20 protein-coding genes and 1 tRNA gene are annotated in these 22,042 nt (G+C 70.2%); 14 read left to right on the top strand and 7 right to left on the bottom strand.

Annotated features, from left to right (window positions below):
* Positions 1-6: 6 nt before the first annotated feature.
* The 4 genes from DOO78_RS16200 (at position 7) to DOO78_RS16215 (ending at position 6,456) form a co-directional block, all read left to right on the top strand.
* Positions 7-1,668, top strand: coding sequence for a copper resistance D family protein (locus tag DOO78_RS16200; protein WP_165838927.1), 1,662 nt, complete (start codon positions 7-9; stop codon positions 1,666-1,668).
* Positions 1,658-4,306, top strand: coding sequence for an MMPL family transporter (locus DOO78_RS16205; protein WP_111470907.1), 2,649 nt, complete (start codon positions 1,658-1,660; stop codon positions 4,304-4,306). Before DOO78_RS16200 ends, DOO78_RS16205 begins: the two co-directional genes overlap by 11 nt.
* A complete protein-coding gene (lnt, locus tag DOO78_RS16210; RefSeq protein WP_111470908.1) occupies positions 4,306-5,883 on the top strand; it encodes an apolipoprotein N-acyltransferase in 1,578 nt (525 codons plus the stop codon). Before DOO78_RS16205 ends, lnt begins: the two co-directional genes overlap by 1 nt.
* Positions 5,884-6,006: 123 nt before the next feature.
* A complete protein-coding gene (locus DOO78_RS16215; RefSeq protein WP_111470909.1) occupies positions 6,007-6,456 on the top strand; it encodes a helix-turn-helix domain-containing protein in 450 nt (149 codons plus the stop codon).
* Positions 6,457-6,478: 22 nt separating this feature from the next.
* Here DOO78_RS16215 and DOO78_RS16220 read toward each other — a convergent pair whose 3' ends face one another.
* Positions 6,479-6,988 carry a DUF2244 domain-containing protein gene (locus DOO78_RS16220; RefSeq protein WP_165838928.1) on the bottom strand — a complete coding sequence of 170 codons (510 nt, stop codon included), beginning with the start codon at positions 6,986-6,988 and terminating at the stop codon, positions 6,479-6,481.
* Positions 6,989-7,111: 123 nt separating this feature from the next.
* Between DOO78_RS16220 and nth the strand changes: the two genes are divergently transcribed.
* Both nth and DOO78_RS16230 read left to right on the top strand, forming a co-directional pair.
* A complete protein-coding gene (gene nth, locus DOO78_RS16225; RefSeq protein WP_111470911.1) occupies positions 7,112-7,753 on the top strand; it encodes an endonuclease III in 642 nt (213 codons plus the stop codon).
* Positions 7,754-7,832: 79 nt separating this feature from the next.
* Positions 7,833-8,711 carry an NAD(P)-dependent oxidoreductase gene (locus DOO78_RS16230; RefSeq protein ID WP_165838929.1) on the top strand — a complete coding sequence of 293 codons (879 nt, stop codon included), beginning with the start codon at positions 7,833-7,835 and terminating at the stop codon, positions 8,709-8,711.
* Between the two features lie 37 nt (positions 8,712-8,748).
* Here the strand turns inward: DOO78_RS16230 and DOO78_RS16235 are convergent, their stop codons facing one another.
* On the bottom strand, positions 8,749-9,522 hold the full coding sequence (locus tag DOO78_RS16235) for a metallophosphoesterase family protein (RefSeq protein ID WP_111470913.1): 774 nt from the start codon (positions 9,520-9,522) through the stop codon (positions 8,749-8,751).
* A gap of 132 nt (positions 9,523-9,654) precedes the next feature.
* Between DOO78_RS16235 and DOO78_RS16240 the strand changes: the two genes are divergently transcribed.
* Entirely contained in the window at positions 9,655-10,614 is a 960-nt protein-coding gene (locus DOO78_RS16240; RefSeq protein WP_165838930.1) for a Bug family tripartite tricarboxylate transporter substrate binding protein, read from the top strand.
* A gap of 116 nt (positions 10,615-10,730) precedes the next feature.
* Here DOO78_RS16240 and DOO78_RS16245 read toward each other — a convergent pair whose 3' ends face one another.
* Positions 10,731-11,423 carry a GntR family transcriptional regulator gene (locus DOO78_RS16245; protein ID WP_111470915.1) on the bottom strand — a complete coding sequence of 231 codons (693 nt, stop codon included), beginning with the start codon at positions 11,421-11,423 and terminating at the stop codon, positions 10,731-10,733.
* Positions 11,424-11,705: 282 nt separating this feature from the next.
* Here DOO78_RS16245 and DOO78_RS16250 point away from each other — a divergent pair, with 282 nt between their 5' ends.
* The 7 genes from DOO78_RS16250 (at position 11,706) to DOO78_RS16280 (ending at position 15,728) form a co-directional block, all read left to right on the top strand.
* A complete protein-coding gene (locus DOO78_RS16250) occupies positions 11,706-13,268 on the top strand; it encodes a hypothetical protein (RefSeq protein ID WP_111470916.1) in 1,563 nt (520 codons plus the stop codon).
* A 62-nt stretch (positions 13,269-13,330) separates the two neighbouring features.
* Complete coding sequence (locus tag DOO78_RS16255; RefSeq protein WP_207802934.1) at positions 13,331-14,062, top strand: TenA family transcriptional regulator; 732 nt, start codon at positions 13,331-13,333, stop codon at positions 14,060-14,062.
* A gap of 54 nt (positions 14,063-14,116) precedes the next feature.
* Positions 14,117-14,446, top strand: coding sequence for a 2Fe-2S iron-sulfur cluster-binding protein (locus DOO78_RS16260; protein ID WP_111470918.1), 330 nt, complete (start codon positions 14,117-14,119; stop codon positions 14,444-14,446).
* A gap of 9 nt (positions 14,447-14,455) precedes the next feature.
* On the top strand, positions 14,456-14,767 hold the full coding sequence (locus DOO78_RS16265; protein ID WP_111470919.1) for a ferredoxin: 312 nt from the start codon (positions 14,456-14,458) through the stop codon (positions 14,765-14,767).
* Positions 14,764-15,096 (top strand): 2Fe-2S iron-sulfur cluster-binding protein, encoded by a 333-nt coding sequence (locus tag DOO78_RS16270; RefSeq protein ID WP_111470920.1) that lies wholly within the window; start codon positions 14,764-14,766, stop codon positions 15,094-15,096. The genes DOO78_RS16265 and DOO78_RS16270 overlap by 4 nt, the downstream gene beginning before the upstream one ends.
* A complete protein-coding gene (locus DOO78_RS16275; RefSeq protein ID WP_111470921.1) occupies positions 15,093-15,572 on the top strand; it encodes a GlcG/HbpS family heme-binding protein in 480 nt (159 codons plus the stop codon). Before DOO78_RS16270 ends, DOO78_RS16275 begins: the two co-directional genes overlap by 4 nt.
* A gap of 81 nt (positions 15,573-15,653) precedes the next feature.
* A tRNA-Gly gene (locus DOO78_RS16280) sits at positions 15,654-15,728 on the top strand.
* 263 nt (positions 15,729-15,991) lie between these two features.
* Here DOO78_RS16280 and DOO78_RS16285 read toward each other — a convergent pair.
* The 4 genes from DOO78_RS16285 to DOO78_RS16300 are packed head-to-tail and all read right to left on the bottom strand — an operon-like array spanning position 15,992 to position 22,029.
* The gene (locus tag DOO78_RS16285; RefSeq protein WP_111470922.1) at positions 15,992-18,961 is read right to left on the bottom strand and encodes a type I restriction endonuclease subunit R; all 2,970 of its coding nucleotides are present in this window, start codon (positions 18,959-18,961) and stop codon (positions 15,992-15,994) included.
* On the bottom strand, positions 18,958-20,019 hold the full coding sequence (gene darG / locus DOO78_RS16290) for a type II toxin-antitoxin system antitoxin DNA ADP-ribosyl glycohydrolase DarG (RefSeq protein ID WP_111470923.1): 1,062 nt from the start codon (positions 20,017-20,019) through the stop codon (positions 18,958-18,960). The genes DOO78_RS16285 and darG overlap by 4 nt, the downstream gene beginning before the upstream one ends.
* 16 nt (positions 20,020-20,035) lie before the next feature.
* A complete protein-coding gene (gene darT, locus DOO78_RS16295) occupies positions 20,036-20,686 on the bottom strand; it encodes a type II toxin-antitoxin system toxin DNA ADP-ribosyl transferase DarT (protein WP_027285809.1) in 651 nt (216 codons plus the stop codon).
* On the bottom strand, positions 20,683-22,029 hold the full coding sequence (locus tag DOO78_RS16300; RefSeq protein ID WP_165838931.1) for a restriction endonuclease subunit S: 1,347 nt from the start codon (positions 22,027-22,029) through the stop codon (positions 20,683-20,685). The genes darT and DOO78_RS16300 overlap by 4 nt, the downstream gene beginning before the upstream one ends.
* Between the last annotated feature and the right edge of the window lie 13 nt (positions 22,030-22,042).

Raw genomic sequence — 22,042 nt, forward strand, 5'->3', positions numbered from 1 at the left:
TTCCACGTGGAACAACTTCTGGACCTCTACGGCTTCGCCAGCGTCGTGCTGCATGCGGCGGAGCTGCTGGCCCGCACGGCCCTGCTCGGGGGGGTGGTCTTCTGGGTGGCCCTCGCCTTGCCCCTGGCGCGGCTGCTGCCGCCGGGCGACGCCACGCGGCTGCGCCGGATCGGGCGCGGTGCCGTGCTCTGGGCGGCGGTGGCCAGCCTGCTCTGCATCCTCCTCACCACCACGCTCTCGCTCGGCGCCCTGGCGGCCTCGCTGGACGTGCCCGTCGCCTCCCTGCTCGGCGCGGATTTCATGCGCGCCGCCGCCGTCACCTTCATCGCCACGCTGCTGATTTACGCGCTGGCGCTCGGCCCCGACCAGGCCGGGCCGGCCCGGCGCTGGGGCCTGCTGGCGGCGGCGCTGGCGGTGCTGATCGGCGCGACGGCCGGCAGCCATGCCATCGCCCGCACCGAGGCACGGCCGATGCTGCTCGCCGCCACCGGCCTGCACCAGCTCGGCGCCGCGCTCTGGATCGGCGGCCTGCCGGCGCTGCTCGCCAGCTTCCGCCTCACCCCCGCCTCGGCCCGCCGGGTCGGCCGGCGCTATTCCACCTTCGCCGCGCTCGGCGTCGGGCTGATCCTGCTCGGGATCCTCGGCTACTGGTTCGGCTATATCGGCAGCGTCGAGGCGGTCTACGGCACCGCCTATGGGGCGATGTCTGGCACCAAGGGCATCCTGCTCGGCCTGCTGCTGCTGCTCGGCGGCTCCAACTGGCTGCTGCTGCACCGGCTGACGGCGGGCGAGGAGGGGCTGCTCAGGGTGCGCCGCTTCGTCGAGGCGGAGATCGCCATCGGCATCGCCGTCCTCGCCGTCGCCGCCTCCCTCACCTCGGTGCCCCCGGCCTCCGACCTGCCGGATGACCGGGTGAGCTGGGCCGAGGTGGTGGAACGCTTCACCCCTGCCTGGCCGCGGCTCGAAAGCCCGAACCATGCCGATCTGGCGATCCCCCATCTGCAGGCGCAGCTCGATGCCGAATGGCAGCAGCGCCAGGCGGCGCAGGCGCAGAAGCCGCAGGCCTTCACCCCCGGCGAGGGGCTGCTGCCGCCGCGCAACGCCCAGGACATCGCCTGGAGCGAGTACAACCACCACTGGGCCGGCCTCATGGTGCTGCTGGTCGGCCTCGCCGCCCTGCTGGACGCCACCGGCCGGGTGCCGCTCGCCCGGCACTGGCCGCTGGTCTTCATCGGCCTCGCCGGCTTCATCTTCCTCCGCTCCGACCCGGAGGCCTGGCCGCTCGGCGAGATCGGCCTGCTGGAGAGCCTGCGCGACCCGGAGGTGGTGCAGCACAAGCTGGCCGGCCTGCTGGTGGTCGGCTTCGCCGTCACCGAATGGTGGGTCCGCCTCGGCCGCATCCGGGGGCGGGCGCGCTACGTCTTCCCCCTCGCCATGGTCGCCGGCGGGGTGCTGCTGCTCGCCCACACCCATGCCATCTCCAATGTGAAGGAGCAGCTCCTGGTCGAGCTGTCGCACCTGCCGCTGGCGGTGCTGGCGGTGATCGGCGGCTGCGCCCGCTTCACCGAGTTGCGCGGGCCGGAGGCGCTCTCCCGCATCGCCCGCTGGATCTGGCCGGTCTGCCTCATCCTCATCGGCATTCTCCTGATCCTCTACCGTGAAGCCTGAGATCCCGGCCGGGGGGCAGCGCCGGGTCGCCCTCGCCTCCCGCCTCGCCTCCCTCCTGGTCGGCTGGAGCATCCGCCGGCCGCGCCTCGTCCTGGCGCTGGCGCTGCTCGCCGGCCTCGGCGCCTGCTGGGTCGTGGCTACCCGCTTCGCCCTCAACACCGATGTCGTCGCCCTCTTCCCCGACGACCTGCCCTGGCGGCAGACCGAGGAGGCGATGGACCGCGCCTTCCCGCAGCGCTCCAACCTCATCGCCGTGGTGCTGGACGGCGCGACGCCCGATGTCGCGGACCGCGCCGCGGCCGCCCTGGCGGGGGCGCTGCAGGCGCAGCCCACGCTGTTCCACGCCGTCACCCGCCCGGATGCCGATCCCTTCTTCCGGCGCACCGCCCTGCTGTTCCAGGACGAGGCGGAGCTCCGGGCCACCACCGAGCGCATCATCGCGGCGCAGCCGCTCCTCGGGACCCTCGCCGCCGATCCCAGCCTGCGCGGCGTCGCCCGCACCCTCGACCTGCTGGGCGAGGGGCTGCAGCGCGGCGAGGGCGATGCCGGCCTGCTGCGGCCGGCCCTCGGCGCGCTGGCGACGACCGCCGAGGGCGCCGCGGCCGGCCGCTTCGCGCCCCTCGACTGGAGCCGGCTCTTCACCGGCCAGCCGCCCGACCCGCTGGCGCTCCGCCGCTTCGTCCTGGTGCAGCCGGTGCCCGATTACGGGGCGCTGGCGCCGGTGGCGGCGGCGACCGCGGCGGTGCGGGCCGAGGCGGCGCGGCTCGGCCTGACGCCCGAGAACGGCGTCCGGGTGCGGCTGACCGGCGACCTGGTGATGGGCGACGAGGAGTTCTCCACCGTCTTCGGCGGGGCGATCACCGAGAACATCCTCTCCTTCACGGCCGTCGCCTTCCTGCTCTGGCTCGGCCTGCGCTCGGGCCGGCTGATCTTCCCCATCCTCGGCACGCTGGTGCTCGGCCTGCCGATCACCGCCGCCTTCGGCCTGCTGGTGGTCGGGCCCTTCAACCCGCTCTCCATCGCCTTCGCGGTGCTCTTCATCGGCTTCGGCGTCGATTTCGGCATCCAATTCGCCGTCTCGCTGCGCGAGCAGCGCTACGAGCTGGCCGACCGGCCGCTGCCGGAGGCGCTGGTCGCCGCCGGGCATCAGGCGGGGGAGGCGATCGCCCTCGCCGCCATGGCGCTCGGCTGCGGCTTCCTCGCCTTCCTGCCGACCGATTACCGCGGCGTCTCGGAGCTCGGCCTGATCGCCGCGGCGGGGATGCTGGTCGCGGTGGTGCTGAGCCTCACCGCCCTCCCCGCCTGGCTGACCTTCACCCGGCCACGGCCCGAGAGGGAGCCGGTCGGCTATGCCGCCCTCGCCCCGCTCGACCGCTTCCTCGCCCGCCATGCCCGGGCGGTCGCGGCCATCCTGCTGCTGCTCGCCCTCGGCTGCGGCGCGAGCCTCGCCTGGCTGCGCTTCGACACCAACCCGCTCGACCTGCGCGACCCGCATACCGAGGCGGTCTCCACCTTCCGCGAGCTGATGCGCAACCGCGACACCACGCCGAACACCATCGACGTGCTGGCCCCCGGCCTGCCGGCGGCCGAGGTCCTGGCGCGGCGCCTGGCCGCCCTGCCCGAGGTGGCCGGCACGGTGACGCTGGCGAGCTTCGTGCCCGAGGGCCAGGAGGCGAAGCTGGCATTGATCCAGGACGCGGCCGACCTGCTCGGCGTCACCCTGGAGCCAGGGGAGACGGCGCCGCCGCCCGATGACGCAACGGTCGCCGCCGCCCTCGCCAGGGCGGCGCAGACGCTGCGCGCGACGCGGGGCCTGCTCGCGGCCGAGGCCACGCGGCTGGCCGCGGCGCTGCAGGCGCTCGCCGATGGCCCGCCCGCCGGGCGGGAGCGGCTGCGCGCCGCGCTGGTGCCCGGGCTGGAGACGACGCTCGAGGGGCTGCGGCTCGCCCTCGGCGCCCGCCGGGTGACGCCCGAGACCCTGCCGGAGACGCTGGTGCGGGACTGGATCGCGCCGGACGGGCAGGCGCGGATCGAGATCCGGCCGCAGGACCTCTCCGACGACTATGCCGTCATGGCGCGCTTCGCGCGCGCGGTGCAGGCCGTGGCGCCGGCGGCGAGCGGCCCGGCCATCTCCATCCAGGCCAGCGCCCACACCATCGAAACCGCCTTCCTCCAGGCCGGGCTGATCGCCACGGGCGCGACCGTGCTGCTGCTGCTGCTGGCGCTGCGCTCGCTGCGGCTCGCCCTGCTGGCGCTGGCGCCGCTGACGCTGGCCGGGCTGCTGACGCTGGCCACCTGCGTCGCCATCGGCCAGCCGCTCAACCTGGCCAACATCATCGCCCTGCCCCTGCTCTTCGCCCAGGGCGTCGCCTTCAAGATCTACTACGTCGTCACCTGGCAGCATGGGGAGCGCTCGCTGCTCGCCTCGCCGCTCACCCGGGCGGTGCTCTACAGCGCGCTGACCAACGGCACCGCCTTCGGCTCGCTCGCCGTCTCGGCGCATCCCGGCACGGCGAGCATGGGGCTGCTGCTGATGCTGAGCCTGCTCTTCGCCCTGGCCGCCGTGATGCTGACCCTGCCGGCCCTGCTGCCGCTCTTCGCCCCCGGCCGGCCAGCCCCGGCGGAAGGGAGGGAGTGATGCGGCCCCAGGCCCTGTTCGCCCGGCTCGCGGCGCTGTCCTGGCGGCGGCAATGCCTGGCGGCGCTCGGCCTCGGCCTGCTCGCCGCCCTCGCCTTCCCGCCGCTGCACCTGGTGCCGGTGCTGCTGCTCGCGGTGCCCGGCCTGCTGGTGCTGGGCGTGGCGCAGCCGCGCTGGCAGCGGGCGGCCTGGATCGCCTTCCTCTGGGGCTGGGGGCAGGGCGTCGCCGGCATCTGGTGGGTCACCGAGGCGATCCTGATGGACGCCGCCACCTGGTGGTGGCTGGTGCCGCTGGCGGCGCCGGTGCTGGCAGCCGGGCTGGCGCTTTTCGTCATCCCGCCGGTGCTGGCGGCGCGGGCGCTGCCGGCGGGCTGGCCGCGCCTGCTCGCCTTCGCCGGCATTTGGGTGCTGGCGGAGATGGCGCGCGGCGTGCTGGCCACCGGCTTCCCCTGGAACCTGATGGGCACCGTCTGGGCCTTCGCGGCGCTGCCGGTGCAGGGCGCCGCGGTCGTCGGCGTGCATGGGCTCTCCCTCGTCACCCTGCTGCTCGCCGGGCTGCCGCTGCTGCCCGGCTGGCGGCCCTGGGCGCTGGGAGGGCTGGTGCTGGCGGGCTTCGCCGGCTTCGGCGCCTGGCGCCTGGCGCAGCCGGCGCCGCCCGACCAGCCGGTCGAGCTGGTCCTGGTCCAGGGCAATGTGGCGCAGGAGGTGAAGTGGCGGCAGGACCGCCGCATGCCGATCTTCCAGCACTACCTGGCGCTGACCGAGGCGGCGGCGCGCGCCGCCCGGGCCGCGGCGCCGGGGCGGCACATCGCCATCCTCTGGCCGGAGACCGCGAGCCCCTTCCTGCTCACCCAGGACCCCGAGGCGCGGCGCCTGGCGGCGGCGGCGCTGCCCGAGGGCGCGACGCTGCTCGCCGGCACCGTCCGCGCCGCCTGGGACCCGCAGGGCCGGCTGAGCGAGGTCTGGAACAGCCTCGCCGCCCTCGACGAGGCCGGGCAGGTGCAGGCGGTCTACGACAAGTCGCATCTCGTGCCCTTCGGCGAGTACATGCCGCTCGCCGGCATCCTGCCGATCCGGCTGGTGGCGGGCAGCATGGACTTCTCCGCCGGTCCCGGGCCGGTGACGCTGCAGGCGCCCGGCCTGCCGCCCTTCGGCGCGCTGATCTGCTACGAGGTGATCTTCCCCGGCGCCGTGGCGCCGCGGCCACGGCCGGACTGGCTGGTGAACGTCACCAACGATGCCTGGTTCGGCGTCTCCTCCGGCCCCTGGCAGCACCTCGCCGCGGCCCGCCTGCGGGCGGTGGAGGAGGGGCTGCCGCTGGCGCGCGCCGCGCAGACCGGCATCTCGGCGGTCTTCGATGCACGGGGACGGCGCCTGGCCATGCTGCCAAGCGGCGAGACCGGCACCCTGGCCGTGCCGCTGCCGGGGGCCGCGCCGCCGACGCCCTTCGCCCGCTACGGGCTGGTGCTGCCCGGCCTGGCGGCGTTGCTCTGCATCCTGCTCGGCGTGTCGCGGGGGCGCCGACCGGCCGCCCAGCCGCGGGCCATGGCCACGGAGCAGGCCTGTCGTCGTTTTTGAGAAAACTTACCAGTATTGACGTGTTGTTAATGCTCCCGTATAGCGGGTGTTGACGAGGTTAGCAGCGCGGTCACGTTGAGTGCCCAACGCGACCAAACGCGGCCCGCGAGCAGGATGGACGCCATGCCGAGCGATGAAACCGGCGAACGTACGGAGCGAGAGCATCGCCCGAGCCCGATCGACGTGCATGTCGGGGGGCGCGTTCGCCTGCGCCGCACCCTTCTCGGCATGAGCCAGGAGAAGCTCGGCGACGCCCTCGGCCTGACCTTCCAGCAGGTCCAGAAGTACGAGCGCGGGGTGAATCGCATCGGCGCCAGCCGCCTTTTCGATCTTTCGCGCGTGCTCGACGTGCCGATCGGCTTCTTCTTCGACGACATGCCGGATGCGCTTGGCGGCGGCGGCATGGCGACCCGGCGCAACTTCGGCCTCGCCGAGCAGCAGGAAGGCTTCGACGACGACACGCTGCACCGGCGCGAGACGCTGGAGCTGGTCCGCGCCTACTACCGGATCAACGATGCCTCGGTCCGCAAGCGGGTCTTCGAGCTCATCAAGAGCCTGACCCCTACGGAATGAAGGCGGTCCGGCGCCGTGGCGCCTAGGGGCTCCGCAACTGTGGGTTGTCGAATACCGGCTCACGATAGCGCCGGAGCGCCGTGTCCAGTGCCTCCGCCAGGTTGCGTTTCTGCTCCTCGCCGAGCAGCCGGCCGATTTCGACCCGCCGCTGCCGCTGCTGCAGCACCAGCAGGCTGACGCGGCCAGGCCGTTCCTCGAACCGCAGCCTCGCCCAGTAGGGGTCGAGGGTCAGCGCCTCCTGCCGGCCCCGGGCATCGGTGCGGCGGATGGTCAGCCGGTCCTCGGTCAGCACCAGCATCTCCATGCTGCGCGCCGACCAGCGCCGGTGCAGCGCCAGCAGGCCGAGCACCAGCGCCGCCTCCAATCCGCTGAAGCCCAGCACCGGCCAAGCGCCGAAGAGCGAGAAGATCCCGCCGATCAGGAGCGAGAGCGTCAGCACCGTTCCGGCGACGGCGAGCATGCCGCGCCGTCCCAGGCTGCAGGCCGGGGTGCAGACGGCTTCGAACAGGATGGGGTTCGGCTGGGCTGACATCGGATGCGGGAGATGGGTAGGACGAAGACGGCTGTCACCGTCGGAGCAGAGAGCATGCCGCGTCAACCCGTCCGGGAGCCTCCGCTGCATGGCACCGCCCAGGTCCCGCGCCGGGCGCGGCTGATGTCGCGCGAGCAGGCGGCCGCCTTCCTGCGGGCGCTGGCCGTCGCCAACCCGGTGCCGGAGACCGAGCTGCTCTACCAGGACCCCTTCTCGCTGCTGGTCGCCGTGGTGCTCTCGGCCCAGACCACCGACGCGGCGGTGAACCGCTGCACGCCCGCCCTCTTCGCCGCGGCGCCGACGCCGGCGGCGATGGCGGCGCTCGGGGCGGAGGGGATCGCGCCCTTCATCCGCCGCATCGGCCTCTGGCAGGGCAAGGCGCGCAACGTCGCGGCGCTGGCGGCGCTGCTGGTCGAGCGCCATGGCGGCGCGGTGCCGGCCGACCGCGCCGCGCTCGAGGCCTTGCCGGGCGTCGGCCGCAAGACGGCCAACGTCGTGCTGAACGTCGCCTTCGGCGAGAGCACCATGGCGGTGGACACGCATATCTTCCGGCTGGGCAACCGCACCGGCCTGGCGCCCGGCCGGACGCCCCGGGAGGTGGAGGACATGCTGGTGAAGCGCTGCCCGCCGGAGCTGCTGCGGGATGCGCATCACTGGCTGATCCTGCACGGGCGCTATGTCTGCAAGGCGCGGCGGCCGGAATGCTGGCGTTGCGTCGCCATCGCCCACTGCAACTACCGGGACAAGGTGCTGGCGCCGGCGTGAGGCGACCCGCGCCGGAAGGCTTGCCTGCGCCGCGCCGCGATGCCCTGATGCCCGGCAAGGAAACAGGAGGAAGCGCGCCATGCGGATCGGCTTCGTCGGCCTCGGCAACATGGGCGGCCCGATGTGCCGCAACCTGGTGCAGGGCGTGAACCACGAGGTGCTGGTGCACGACCTGAACCCCGAGGCGGTGCGCGCCTGCACCACCCTTGGCGCGCGGGAGGCAGGCAGCCTCGATGCGCTGGCCGAGGGCTGCGAGGTGATCTTCACCTCCCTGCCGACGCCGCGGCATGTCGAGGCGGTGGTGGCCGAGATCGCGCCGCGGGCAAGGCCGGGCACCGTGCTCTTCGACCTCAGCACCAATTCCCCGGCGGTGGTGAAGCGGCTGCAGGAGGCGCTGGCCGGGCGGGGGATCGCCTTCCTCGACGCGCCGGTCACCGGCGGCGTCGCCCGGGCCCTGGATGCCAGCATCGTCATCATGGTCGGCGGCGAGGAGGCGCTGTTCGAGCAGCACCGCGCGATCCTGGCGAGCTTCAGCGGCACGCAGGTGCATGTCGGGCCGGTGGGTAGCGCCTCGGTCGCCAAGCTCGTCAACAACATGCTGGTGCTGTGCAACATGGCCGTCGCCGCCGAGGGGATGATGATCGGCCGCATGGCCGGCATCGATCTCGGCAAGCTGGTCGAGATCATCGGCAACGGCTCGGGCGACAGCTTCGGCTTCCGCGGACTGCAGGCGCGGGCGCTGCAGGGGCAATTCGCGCCGAGCTTCGCGCTCGACCTTGCGCATAAGGACCTCGCCCTGGCGGTGGAGCTGGCGGCCGAGCATGGGGTGCCCGGGCTGATGGCCCCGCAGGCCCTGGCGCTGCTGCGCATGGCGCGCGGCCTGGGACTCGGGGCGGAGGATACGAGCGCCATGCTCAAGGTCTATGAGCGGATCCTCGGCCAGGAAGCGCGGCTGTAGGGCCCTAGGCTTCTGTTTTCAGAGCATCGTCACCCGATCAGGTAAGTCCCGTTGATCGGGATCCGCTCTGGCGGCCGGCCGGTCGCGCCAGGCCGGTGCGCAGGGCGAAGGCCCAGTCGGCCTGGCCCTGCGCCTCGGCCCTGGCCGCGGCGGCCGCGTGGTCATAGGCGAGCCGGATCGTCGTGGCCTGGCGGATCCGGCCCTCCGCGATATCGGCGACGGCGTAGCAGGCGAAGGGCGTGCCGGTCTCCGAGACATGCGCCGGCGCGGTCGGGTCGGCATAGGCCGGGCAGCCGACGCTGCCGGGGTTCAGCACCATGCGCCCGTCGGGCAGGCCGAGCAGGCCCGGCTGGTGGCTGTGGGCGCAGAGCAGGACCGTCGCCTCGGTGGGGCCGAGGCGCGCCGCGACGGTCGCCGGCGCGGCGGCGACCAGGCGGCCATCCGCCACCTCCTCGAGCAGATAGGCGTTGTCGTCATCCGGCCGGCCGTGGCAGGCGATCACCCCGGGCAATGGCGCGAGACGGGTCGGCAGCCGCCCCAGCCAGTTGATCTGCGCCGCATCGAGCTGCTGGCGCGCGAAGGCGTCCCACGACCCACGGCCATCCTCGGCGACCCATCGGTCGTGATTGCCGCGGAGGCTCGGAATGCCCTCCGATTGCAGCCGCTCGAGGCATTCCCGCGGCCAGAGGGGCCCCGAGACGCAGTCGCCCAAATTGACGATCCGGCGCAGGCCACGCCTGCCGATATCCGACAGCACCGCCTGCAAGGCCGGGAGGTTGCCATGGATGTCGGCGATGATGGCGATGTCCATGGCCGCCAGCATAGGTCGCCCGACGGGACGCGGCATCCCATGCCGAGGCCGCGGGGCTTGCCGCCCCCGGACCACGCCCATAGAAATTCCACCTCATGGCGTCACGCGCGCCGTGGGGAGGAGATCAGGCCCATGAGGCGACGCGGTTTCATCACGAGCCTTCTCGTGCTTGCCCTCGCCGCGCTGCCGGCACTGGCGCAGGAGCGGACGGTGCGGCTGCTGAGCGGCGCCTCGGCCGGCGGCTCCTCGGATTTCGCCACCCGCCTCCTGGCCGAGGCCATGGGGCCGATCATCGGCGCGCGGGTGGTGGTGGAGAACCGCACCGGCGCCAATGGCGTCGTCGCCGCGCAGGAAACGGCGCGCAGCGCGCCGGATGGCAGCACGCTCTTCATCTGCCCGATGAGCACCATGTCGATCACGCCGCAGCTCCTCGGCGCCAACCTGCCGCTCGATCCGGGCGCCGAGCTGCTGCCGATCGCCAATGTCGCGCTCTCCTCCTACGGCTTCGTCGTCGCTGCCAACGGCCCCTATCGCAGCGTGCAGGACGTGCTCGCGGCGGCGAAGGCGCGGCCCGGGCAGGTGACCTTCGCCTCGGCCGGTGTCGGCTCCGCCCAGCATCTGCAGGGCGAGCTGCTGAAGCAGAAGACCGGCGCCGACATGGTGCATGTGCCCTATCGCGGGGCGAGCCCGGCCATCGTCGACATCCTCGGCGGCCGCACCGACTACATGATCACCAACATGGCCGATGTGACGCGGCAGGTGCAGGAGGGGGCGCTGCGGCTGCTGGCGATCTCGGACGAGGAGCCCTTCCCCCTCTTCCCCGAGGTGCCGCCGCTGGCGCGGCTGATCCCCGGCTTCAACGTCGTCGGCTGGTTCGCGCTCTGCGGCCAGAAGGCCATGGCGCCGGCGCTGGTCGACCGGCTGGAGGCGGCGGTGCGGCAGGCGATGGGCGATCCCGAGCTGGTCCGCCGCATGGCGGAGGGCGGGCTGACGCCGCGCTTCGAGGACCGCGCCAGCATCACCCGGCGCCTGGCAGCGGACCGCGCGCTCTGGCTCGGCGTCATCCGCGCGGTCAATCTCCGCGCCAGCTAGAACGTGAAGCACGTACCCAAGCCATGGCCTGGAGCATGCGGCGTGGCCCCGGGTGACGGCGGCAGGCGCCAGGGCCTGGCCCAACGGGGCGGCGGCACTCGGCCGCGGCGCCGCGCTCAGCCGACCGGATCCACCCCCATGGGGCGGGGCGCCCGCGCGGCGCGGCGGACATGGCGGGCCGCGAGCAGCGCGGCCAGTTCCTCATCCCCTTCGGCAATGGCGGTCAGGATGAGGGCATGTTCCTGCCAGTCCAGCGCAGCGCGTTCCACGCTGTTGCGGTGGAAGACCATCTCCGTCCGCTCGCGCAGAGGGCGCATCAGCTCCTGCAGCGCCCGGTTGGTGCCGGCATCCGCCAACAGGGCGTGGTAGTCCGCGTTCAGCGCCGCCAGCAGCGCGGCCGGGGCATCCTCCGGCAGGGCCCGCCCCCGCGCCAGCAGCGCGGCGATCCGGGGCAGTTTGTCCGGCGCCTGGTTGCGGGCGGCGAGGCGCGCATTCAGCCCTTCGAGGACGGCGCGCACCTCGATCAGCTCCGCCGCGGCATCGGAGGACAGGGTCGCCACCTGGGCGCCGCGGCCGCCGGGCGCCTCGGCCGCCGGCACGGCCAGGCCCTCGACGACCAACTGCTTGATCGCCTCGCGGATCGGCACCCGGGACATGCCGAGCTCGGCCGAGAGCCGCTCCTCGACCAGCCGCTCGCCCGGCGCGAGGCGGCCGGCCAGGATGGCCTCGCGCAAGGTGGCGAGCGCCTGCTGGCTGAGCGGCGTGCCGCTGCTGCGGAGGGGACGGGGCAGGGGAAGGCGTCGGCTCATGCGATCCTGACCGGGCGGCTGCAAGCGGTTTCCATCCCGGCGCCTTGTATACGGCAACCCGATGATGGCTGGCGTGCCCATTATAGTGCGGCGCAACAATGGGCGAAAAGGATAAAATATCGGCAGGATTGCCCTGTTGGCATGCAGATAACGCGGATTCCGACCGTGACGCCCGCGGATTCGCGTTGACGGGCAGGATCTTCGTATACGACGATGCACCGTCCACCGCCGGGGTGGATCCGCCAGCGCCGGGTTGGGCGCCAGCCACGGGATGCACCGCGCATGCAGGGCCAGCTCGATTCGGTGCACACCGTCTACCTCTTCGGCGTTGCCGCCATCGTGCTGTCCATGGCGCTGCGCGCCAATGTCGTCGTGCCGGCGATCCTCGCCACCTTCGCCGTCGCCGCCGCCTATTCCGGCAGCCTGATCGGCGCCACCATCGCGGTCTTCAACGGCTCCCTCGTCGCGGCGAAGGAGCTGTTCAGCATCTTCCTCGTCATCGCGCTGATGACCTCGCTGCTGAACGCCCTGCGCGCCCTCGGCGCCGACCAGCTCATGGTCCGGCCCTTCCGCCGGGTGATGACCAGCGGCCATGTCGCCTTCGCGGTCATCGTCGCCGTCACCTATGTCATCTCGCTCTTCTTCTGGCCCACCCCCGCCGTGCCGCTGGTGGCGGCGACGCTGCTGCCGGCGGCGATCGTCGCCGGCTTGCCGCCGATGGGCGCCGCCATGGCCATCGCGCTCGCCGGCCAGGGGATGGCCCTCTCCTCCGACTACATCATCCGCGTCGCCCCCGGCATCAGCGCCCGCGCCGCCGGCATGCCGGAAGCGGCGGGCATCGTCGCCGACAAGGCGCTCATCCTCTCCTTCGTCACCGGCGCGGTGGCGCTGCTGCTCGGCTACCTCGCCATCCGCCGGGAGATCCGCCGCCCTGGCCAGTTCCATCTCGATCGCTGGCAGTCGGGCGCCTCTCTGGCCGGCAGCCTCGCCGCGCAGCGCGAGCAGGTGGCGCCGAATATCGGCTCCTTCGACAAATCCGTCCTGGCGCTGCAGGCGGCGGAGGGGCTGGATAGCGATCCGCCGCCAGTCGCCGAAGCGGCGCTCGCCGGCGGCGGCACCCTGGCCGCGACCAGCCCGGCGCGCTGGGGCCATGGGCTCGCCATCGCCACGCCGCTGGTCTTCGGCAGCCTCATCCTCTTCATGCTGGCGCCGAAGCTCTTCCCCGAGCTGCCGGCGCTGAAGGGCGGCGATGCCGCGGCGCTCGTCGGCGGCACGGCGGCGCTGATGATGCTGATCGCCAGCTTCGCCGCCGACGGCGCCAGGGCGATGCACACCGCGGCCGACCACATCATCGACGGCCTGGTCTTCTCCTTCCGCGCCATGGGCACGGTGCTGCCGATCGCCGGCTTCTTCTTCCTCGGCGCCGGCGAGACGGCCGGCGCCATCCTCGGCCTGCCGGCCGGGGCGGCGGCGCCCGACCTGCTCTTCGAGGTGATCCGCAGCGTCGACCACCTGATCCCGCACAGCCCGGCCGTCGTCGCCTTCGCGGTGCTGCTGGTCGGCATGATCACCGGCATCGACGGCTCCGGCTTCGCCGGCCTGCCGCTGACCGGGGCGCTGTCCGGCGCCCTCGGCCCGGTCGCCGGCATCCACCCGACCACGCTCGCCGCGGTCGGCCAGATGGGCGCGGTCTGGACCGGCGGCGGCACGCTGATCGCCTGGTCCTCGCTCATCGCCGTCGCCGGCTTCTGCCGCGTGCCGGTGCTGGAGCTGGTGCGGACGCTGTTCCTGCCGGTCTGCGCCGGCCTCGTCCTGTCCACCCTCGTCGCCGTGGCGCTCTGGTGAGCCCGCGGCGCCGCCCCGCCCGCCTGTCCTGACCCAGGGAGACACCGCCCATGCCCGAGCTGATGAACCATGACGCGTTCCGCACCGCCCTCGAGAATGCCATCAAGGGCAAGAGCGCCAACAAATCGCCCTTCAGCGTCGCCTGGGCGACCGGCAAGCTGACGCGCGCGCATCTCGCCCGCTGGGCGGAGAACCACTACCACTATGTCGGGCCCTTCGCCGACTATCTCGGCTATGTCTATGCCCGCATGCCGGCCCGCTATGTGGAGGCGAAGGACTTCCTCCTCGCCAACATGTATGAGGAGGAGATCGGCGGCGACCGCCACACCGACCTGCTGATCCGCTTCGCCGAGGCCTGCGGCACCACCCGCGCCCGGATCGAGGACGAGGACAACATGTCGGCCACCACCCGCGCCCTGCAATCCTGGTGCTATGCGGTGGCGATGCGCGAAGACCCGATCGTCGCCGTGGCGGGGCTGGTGGTCGGCCTCGAGAGCCAGGTGCCGAGCATCTATCGCCGGCAGACCCCGACGCTGCGCGAGACATACGGCTTCACCGACGAGGAGGTGGAGTTCTTCGACCTGCACATCGTCTCCGACGAGATCCATGGCGAGCGCGGCTACCAGATCGTGCTGGAGCACGCGAACACGGTGGAGCTGCAGCAGCGCTGCCTGAAGATCTGCGAGATCGGCGCCGAGATGCGGCTGCTCTACACCACCGCCCTCTACCGCGACTATGTCGAGAAGGACCTGCCGCTCTCGGCGCTCGGCCTCGACCTGCCGCTCGCCGCCTGAGATGGGGCCGCGCGGGGCGGCACCCGGCCGCCCCGCGCCTTTCCGGAACGCCGCATGCCGATCATCACCTTCCGCAAGGGCGAGGACGCGTTCTCCGAGGAGATGCCGGAGAACACCAACCTCGTCGTCCGCGCCGGGATCAAGAAATTTCCCTGGCCGCATCTCCGCTACGGCTGCGGCATGGGCAAATGCGGCAAATGCACCTGCCAGGTCCTGAGCGGCGCCGAGACGTTGCCGGAGCCCAACTGGAAGGAGCAGAAGGTGCTGGGCGAGGAGCGCCTCGGCCAGGGGCTCCGCCTCGCCTGCCAGCTCTGGCTGCACCACGATGTCACGCTCACCCAGGATGGCGTGGCGCTGCCGGCGCCCGCCCCCCCGAAGCGCTGAGGCCCATCCATGTTCGTCATCCTGACCAGCAAGCCCGGCCAGTTCCGCACCGAGCCGGTCGAGGGCATCCGGGCCGTCGAGGCCTATGATTATCTCTTCGGCGGGACGGCGAAGGCGCGCTTCGTCATCGCCACGCTGGAGAGCGAGACCAAGATCCGCGTCATCGACGAGGTGGAGCCGCCGGTGCTCAACCTCGTGCCGTCGAAATTCCTGCCGCATTACGAGAGCCTGGAGGCGGCGCGCCAGGAGCTGGAGCACCTGACCAGCTTCGGCAGCGTCCGTGCCACGCTCCGGCCCGTGCCGGTACCGGCGGCGGCATGATCACCGTCACCTTCCTCTCGAACGACGGCAAGACGGCCACCGCGCCGGAGAACAGCAACCTGCTGCGCGTCTCCCTGCGGGAGAAGGGCGGCATCCCGTTCAAATGCGGCGGCGGGCTTTGCGGCACCTGCAAATGCCGCATCGAGCAGGGCATCGAGAACACCGATGCGATCAAGCCGAAGGAGCGCAAGCACCTGACCGAGGCGCAATTCGCCGAGGGCTGGCGGATGGCCTGCCAGACCTTCGTCACCGGCGATGTCAGCGTCTCCTGGCCCGCCCCGGCGGCGCGGCCCCCAGCCTCGGCGGCGCCGAAAGCGGAGCAGGCATGAAACAGGTCTTCAGGTTGGAATTGGCGGAGGCGCGCGCCATGGTGGCCGGCGCCATCGCCAGGGCGGCGGCGATCGCGGTGCCGGAGACGGTGTGCATCTGCGACGAGGGCGGCCACCCGCTGGCGCTCGAGCGCATGGACGGGGCCCGGGTGACGGGGCCGCAGATCGCCTGGAACAAGGCCTTCACGGCGGCCTGCCACCGGCGCTCCACCCATCTGTTCAACACGCCGCCGAACGGGCCGGCCCTGCCGGGCAACGAGGCCTTCGGCATCCAGTGGAGCTTCGAAGGGCGCTTCGCGGTCTTCGTGGGCGGCTTCCCGATCGTGGTGGACGGGGCGGTGGTGGGCGGCATCGGCCTGTCCGGGGGGACGGGGGAGCAGGACATCGCCTGCGGCCTGGCCGGGCTGGAGGCGCTGCAGGCGGTGCTGGCGCCGGCCGGACATGCGGTGGTGGTTGCGGCGGATATCAAGCGATAGCCGGCGGGGGGCGAAAATTCCGGAGCCGGGCGCTTGCATTGCCGGCGCCGGCTGTTAAAAGCCCCCCACCGACGACGGGGCGCGGGCGTAGCTCAGGGGTAGAGCACAACCTTGCCAAGGTTGGGGTCGAGGGTTCGAATCCCTTCGCCCGCTCCAGTCGGTTTTCCAACCTCATTCTCCGCTCAGCCATAGGTCCCGGTCGGGGCCAGGCTTGGCGGGACTTTGCGCCCGAAGCTCGGGATAGCGACCGGCCCGAGGGCCGCAGTTTGTCTCTCCGGCCGGCCAGTTCTCTCTGCACCTCGGGACTCGGGCGATTAATTCCCAAGCCCACAACGCGTTGATTTTGTTCGTATCCTGATCGGGTGCCACCGCTGCAAGTTGCGGCCGCCTTCGCCTGCCAATGACAACCCGGAGCCAACTCAGGGCGGCGACACTCCCGAGCCGGCCTTCGTATCGGGCCGATAGGTGGCAGCAAAAATGTTGTCCGTCAGGAATTTCCGGAACGAAGGGTCGTCCTGGAACATCTTGAAAAGCTCGACGTGGTCCGCGACGAGGTCGTTCATCGCCCGTTGCAGCGCCGCGTCGTGCTCGATTCGGGCGTTCTGCCGATCGGAATTTCGGACCGCGTTCTGAAACGCCTTGTCCGCGGACACCTTGGCTGGCAACTCCTCGGTGATCACCTTCCGGATCTTGTCCCCGTCTTTCCAGTCGACGTTCCCGAACTGGTCGTTGAACGCCTGGATGATGTTGCTCAGTCGGTCCAGTTCGGGCTCCGGCTTTCGGCCGCCGCCACTGGTCGGCACTGGATCGACCTCCGCATCGGTGTCCGGCAGGGCCACAGCCATCGAGGCCTGAACCTCAACCCGGTAGCTGTCCATGTCGACCGCCTCGAGGATGCCCTTCGATAGGTCTTCCTCCCGCGGCGCTGGCAACTTCGGGATCAGGAAATTGAGGAAGGTGGCGAGCTTCTCCCACTCCGCATTGGTGTACGGCAGGATGGACGCCAGAAAGCCGTAGGTCCGAACGAACGCCTTCGCCTTCCCCTTGAAGTCGACCTGCCCATCCTCATCCAGGTCGCTCAGGTATGTGGCGACGCAGGCATCCAGGATGGGGTCCAGAGCATCCCGTGGCGCGCCGGACAGGTAGCGGGCGACGAGGTCGTCAACCTGAGCCGCGTCGTACACCTGGTGGCCGTCGAGCGCGGCCTTCAGGTCGTGCAGCTTATTCGGGTCGGTCTGCTCGCTGAGGATCGTCGTGCGGTAGTAAGGCGCGAAGGAAGCCTCGATCACGTCAGCATCATTCTGGAAATCGAGCACGAAGGTGTCGTGCTTCTTCGGGTGCGCACGGTTGAGCCGCGACAGGGTCTGCACGGCCTTCACCCCGGAGAGCGCCTTGTCCACGTACATCGTGTGAAGCAAGGGCTCATCGTAGCCAGTCTGGAATTTGTCGGCGCAGATCAGGAACCGATACGGGTCCTTCTGGATGCGTTCCTCGATGGCACTGCTCGGGAAGCCGTTCAGCGACGCCTCAGTGACCTTCTGCCCGCCATACTCATGCTCGCCTGAGAAGGCGACGATGGCCTGGTACGGGCTCTTTCGCTCCCGCAGGTAGTCCCGGAACGCGTGAAAGTACTGGATCGCGCGCTGAATGCCGCCCGTCACCACCATCGCTCGCGCGTCACCACCAATTTTCCGTCGAGCGATGACCTGGTCGTGGAAGTGGTCGACCATGATCTCCGCCTTCTGGCGAATCGCGTGCTCGTGCCCCTCGACGTAGCTACGGAGCTTCTTCTTCGCCCGATTGGAGTCGAATTCGGGGTCATCCTCCACCGCCTTGGCCAGGCGGTAGTAGCTCCGGATGGGCGTGTACTGAGCCAGCACGTCCAGGATGAAGCCTTCCTGGATGGCCTGCTTCATCGTGTAGGTGTGGAAGGGGCGGTGCTTCGTGACGCCGCCTTCGGTGAACGGCGTGCCGAACACCTCCAGCGTCTTGTTCTTCGGTGTTGCCGTGAAGGCGAAGTAGCTGGCGTTTGGGAGGACCTTCCGCGATTCCATGATCCGGTTGATCGTGTCTTCGACCGTCTCGTCCTCTTCCTGACCCTCACCACCGGCGCCCGAGAGCGCGATGTTCATCTTGGCAGAGGTGCGGCCACCTTGGCTGGAATGCGCCTCGTCGATGATGATGGCGAAGCGCTTGCCACGATGCTCATCGCCAATCTCGTCGAGGATCACCGGGAACTTCTGCACCGTCGTGATGACGATCTTCTTGCCCGTCTTCAGGAACTCGCGCAGCGCACCCGAGCGATCGGCATGCCCGACGACCGATGCCACCTGAGCGAACTGTTTGATCGTGTCGCGGATCTGCTTGTCGAGCAGCCGCCGATCCGTCACGACGATGGCGGTGTCGAAGGCCAGGCGCCCCGCATGCTCCAACCCGACCAGCTGATGCGCGAGCCAGGCGATGGAGTTGCTCTTGCCGCTACCGGCCGAGTGCTGGATCAGGTAACGCCGACCGACACCATGATCCCCGGCGTGGCGCAGCAATTCCCGCACGACGTCGAGCTGATGGTAGCGGGGGAACACCTGGCGCGGCGGTTTCTTCTTGCCGTGTTCGTCTCGCTCCTCGACGATCTGGGCGTAGTTCTCCAGGATCTCGGTGAGGCGCGGCTTGGTCAGCATGTCGCGCCAAAGGTAGTCGGTCTTCAGCCCCGCTTGGTTGGGCGGATTCCCGGCTCCATCATTCCAGCCCTTGTTGAAGGGCAGGAACCAGGACTCCTTCCCCTTCAGATGCGTGCACATCCGCACCTCGGCATCGTCCACGGCGAAGTGGACGACGCAACGCCCGAACTTGAACAGCGCCTCCCGCGGGTCGCGGTCGCGCTTGAACTGCTCGACCGCGTCCGCGACGGTCTGCTTCGTCAGGCTGTTCTTGAGCTCGAAGGTGGAGATCGGCAGGCCGTTGATGAAGGTCGCCATGTCAAGCGACTGCGTGCTACCATCCTTGGCGTAGCGCAGCTGCCGCGTGACGCTGAAGATGTTGGCGGCGTGCAGCTCGACAGCCTTGGCATTCGCGGCCGAGGGTGTGCCGAAGAACAGCTCCACGGAGACCGGGCCGTCCTTCACGCCGCTGCGAAGCACGTCGATCACGCCTCGCTTCGCGACCTCGCCCTGCAGGCGATGGAGGAACTTGAGGCGCTTGGCCTCCTCCTCAAGCCCAAGCTGTGTGACCGCCTCGGGCTGCGTAGCCCGGAGAAACGCCAGGAGCTTCGGCACGTCTACCACGTGATCGCGGTCGTAGTCCTTCGGGTCGCCGAGCACATAGCCGGCGTCATCGACCAGCGATCGCGCGATGAGCGCTTCGAGGCCCTTCTCGCTGGTGTCGGTACTCACGCCGCGGGCGTGGTCACGCGGCCCGGCAGCCAGCCCTGACCGGCCAGCGTGTCGAGCGCCAGGCCGATCTGCCGCGGCGAGAAGCGGCGCTTCCGCTCACCCCAGCCATGCACGCGAGCGACGATGTCCGCCGGCGTCGCGTCGGGGGCTTCCTTGGCGACCCAGTGCACGGTGGAGAGTAGTTCCAGCCCGAACGGCGTCTCGAAGCCCTGAACGAGGGCAGCCACGCGGTCGAAATGCGCCCGCGTCGCCTCCTCCCCTTCCAGAAAGGTCATGGCGTCGTCGACGGCACCCGGGACGAGGGTGAGCTGCTTGTCCGGGGCGTCGCCGCCGTCGCGGTAGCCCGCGACCAAGTGCCCCTCGACCTGGGCAAGGACATTGCCGAGGTTCTCGGCGAAGGGGCCGTAGGGCGCCTTGGCATATCGCAAGCGCAGGGACTGCCCGGCCTCCTGCATGAAGTACATGAGCTTGTGTACCTCCAGCAGCGTCACGAAGGGGTCCATCAGGCCGCCGAGATAGCGGTGCATCAGGCCGACCAGGGCAGCCCGGCCGGCGGTCATCGGCGGGACCTTGCTTGAGGCCATCCCGCGGCCATCCACGGGGGCGCCGGCGGGCTCGAACAGAATGACCTCAAGGTCGTTGATGCCGCGCAGCGCCTCGACGATGCGCGGCTTGACGTCGCGCCACTCCAAGCCGCCGAGGCCGCTGCCGAGCGGCGGGATGGCGATGGAGCGAATGCCCCGCTCCCGGATCTCGGTGGCCAGGGCGACGAGCCCGCTCTCGATGTCCTCGATCCGGCTATTGCCGCGCCAGTGGCGCTTGGTGGGGAAGTTGATGATCCAGCGCGGCCGGGTCAGCTGTCCGACCTCGACGACAAACATCTGGCCAGGCTGCACGTCGCCCCGGTCGCACGCGGCCTTGTAGGCTTTGAAATTCTCCGGGAAGGCATTCTTGAACTGAAGTGCCACGCCGCGGCCCATGATGCCCACGCAGTTCACGGTGTTCACCAGCGCCTCGGCCGGCTCGGCGAGGAGGTCTCCGATTTTGCTGGTGATCATCCGATTCTCCTCCGCATCAGTAGTACCAGTCCGTTCGGACCTGAACAGGCGGCATATGGTCCGCGCCGTCCAGTATTTCCCTCACGCGCTTCTGCATATCGATGGTCCGAACGCCGATCCTCTCGACAAGAGACCACGGGAAGCGTTCGTGGACGAGAAATTCAGCCTGCTTGCCTTCCTTCACGTCGGATGAGCGGAAATCCGTGGCCTGGACCGCCGTCCAGTTGATATCGCTGAGCTGGCTCAGGTCTTTCCTGAACGACTGATAGTTCGCGCCGGCATTCCCAAGCGAGAAGGCCCACCGTCGCCCCACCTTGTCCGCGCGCTCCACCACGGTGTGGAGGTCCGCTTCAAGCGTGACGATAGGGACTTGGCCGCCCCGGTAATCGAGCCCCGGCGCGTTCCCCATATATAGCAAGTAGAGCATGATCGAGCGAGCACAAAAGTAGAACGGAACGTAGTCCCCGACATAGGTCTTCGGGTGGCAGGTAACCGGCAGCGTGAGCCGGCGGTCCTTGATCCCCTGCATGCCGATGACCGTTCCGGCACCGGCGCGCGCCCTGATGGCGGCGTCGCTGTAGAGTCGCTTGTTCGCCACCACTGAGGCAAGCCGGTCCACATGCAGGATGTGATAGATCTTCGGCTTCGCTGGCGGTGCAGCCGTCATTCATCGACCTCGGCAAGCGCCACGTCGGCATCGTCCTCGTCGTCGGCATCCTCGGCTGTCGTTGCCTCCTCATCCTCCAAAGGCAGAGCTTCGCCGTCGCTCTCGTCGGCAAGCATCGCCAAGGCTGCGGCGCGGACGTCGAGCTTCCCGGTAACTGCGTCGGCGATCAGGCGCTCCCGGTACTCCTCGACCAACTTGATCTCTCTGACGAGCTTTTCAGCTGCGGCAGTGATCTCGCCCAGCACACGGTCGAGGTGGTCAGCGATCGCCTCCTGCTCGGCGGGCGGAGGTACGGGGACCTCAATCGCGCCGAGTTCGGGCTTTGTCACGTGCACGAGGCCGATGATGCCGTGCGCGTTATCCTCGACCCGCTTCGTGACCGCGCGCAGGGCGTAGAAGAAGAACCGGCTATGAAGCGAGAAGCTCTCCAGCTTGAAGATGTGCTGGTTGAGGTACGCGGGAAAGGCCCGATCCCATTCAAAGGAACCGAATGACGTCCCGCGGTTGCCTGACCAAGCGAACAGTAGGTCTCCCGGCTGAATCAGCAGTCGTTCTGGAAGGTCCGCCCGATCTGTGTAGTTGAACTGGTCGCTCCCGTTGAGGTTCTCGATGCGGATGATCGGCGTACCCGCGTCCTTCCAATCCGCGGGCTTGAACGCGAGGCCGTTGGAGAAGCGCGTGAGGTATTTCAGCCGCTTCAACTGCCAATGCGACGGGATCAGCGGGACCGAGTCGACCGGCGTCGCCTTCATGGCCGCGGCCGGATCGACGCCGCGGGTCACCGCGTCGTTGATGATGCCCTGACGACGCTCCTTCAGCACTGCAAGCAGACGGCGCCGGTTCCGGATCAGCCGATTGGTCAGTCGGCCATGCGCGTCCAGGTGATCGGCGATGCGACGCTGCTCCGCTAACGGCGGGCACGGCGATGGCATCTGCTTGAACTGCGCCCAATAGAGGCGGTTGCGATCCGCGACGATGCCCCGTGAGAAGCTCTCGATCTCCCGCATGTAATCGGTGGTGCGAAACAGGTAGGTAAAGTATCGCGGATCAGCATCATCGTAGGGAGCGGCGACCACATAGGCGGGGCTTACCAGCCCGTCCTCTGGCGCAACACCCACTGCGCCCTGCCAGAGCCGCATCATGTTGTAAGCGACGTCGCCCGCGGCCGCGCGCTTGTACTTTGATCGGTCGGCCATCACCTGCTTCCGCCCACCGTCGCCGAAGCTGCGCACGCGCACACCGGTCCGCAGCGACACCTCCAGAATGGGCAGTTCCTCGCGCCCCATCTCGACGCGCTGCGAGAAGATCCGTCCGTTGCGCCGAACATCCCAATGGCTCGGCACCCGCGGCAGCCAA

The sequence above is a fragment of the Roseicella frigidaeris genome, from assembly GCF_003258945.1.
GTDB classification, from domain to species: Bacteria; Pseudomonadota; Alphaproteobacteria; order Acetobacterales; family Acetobacteraceae; genus Paracraurococcus; species Paracraurococcus frigidaeris.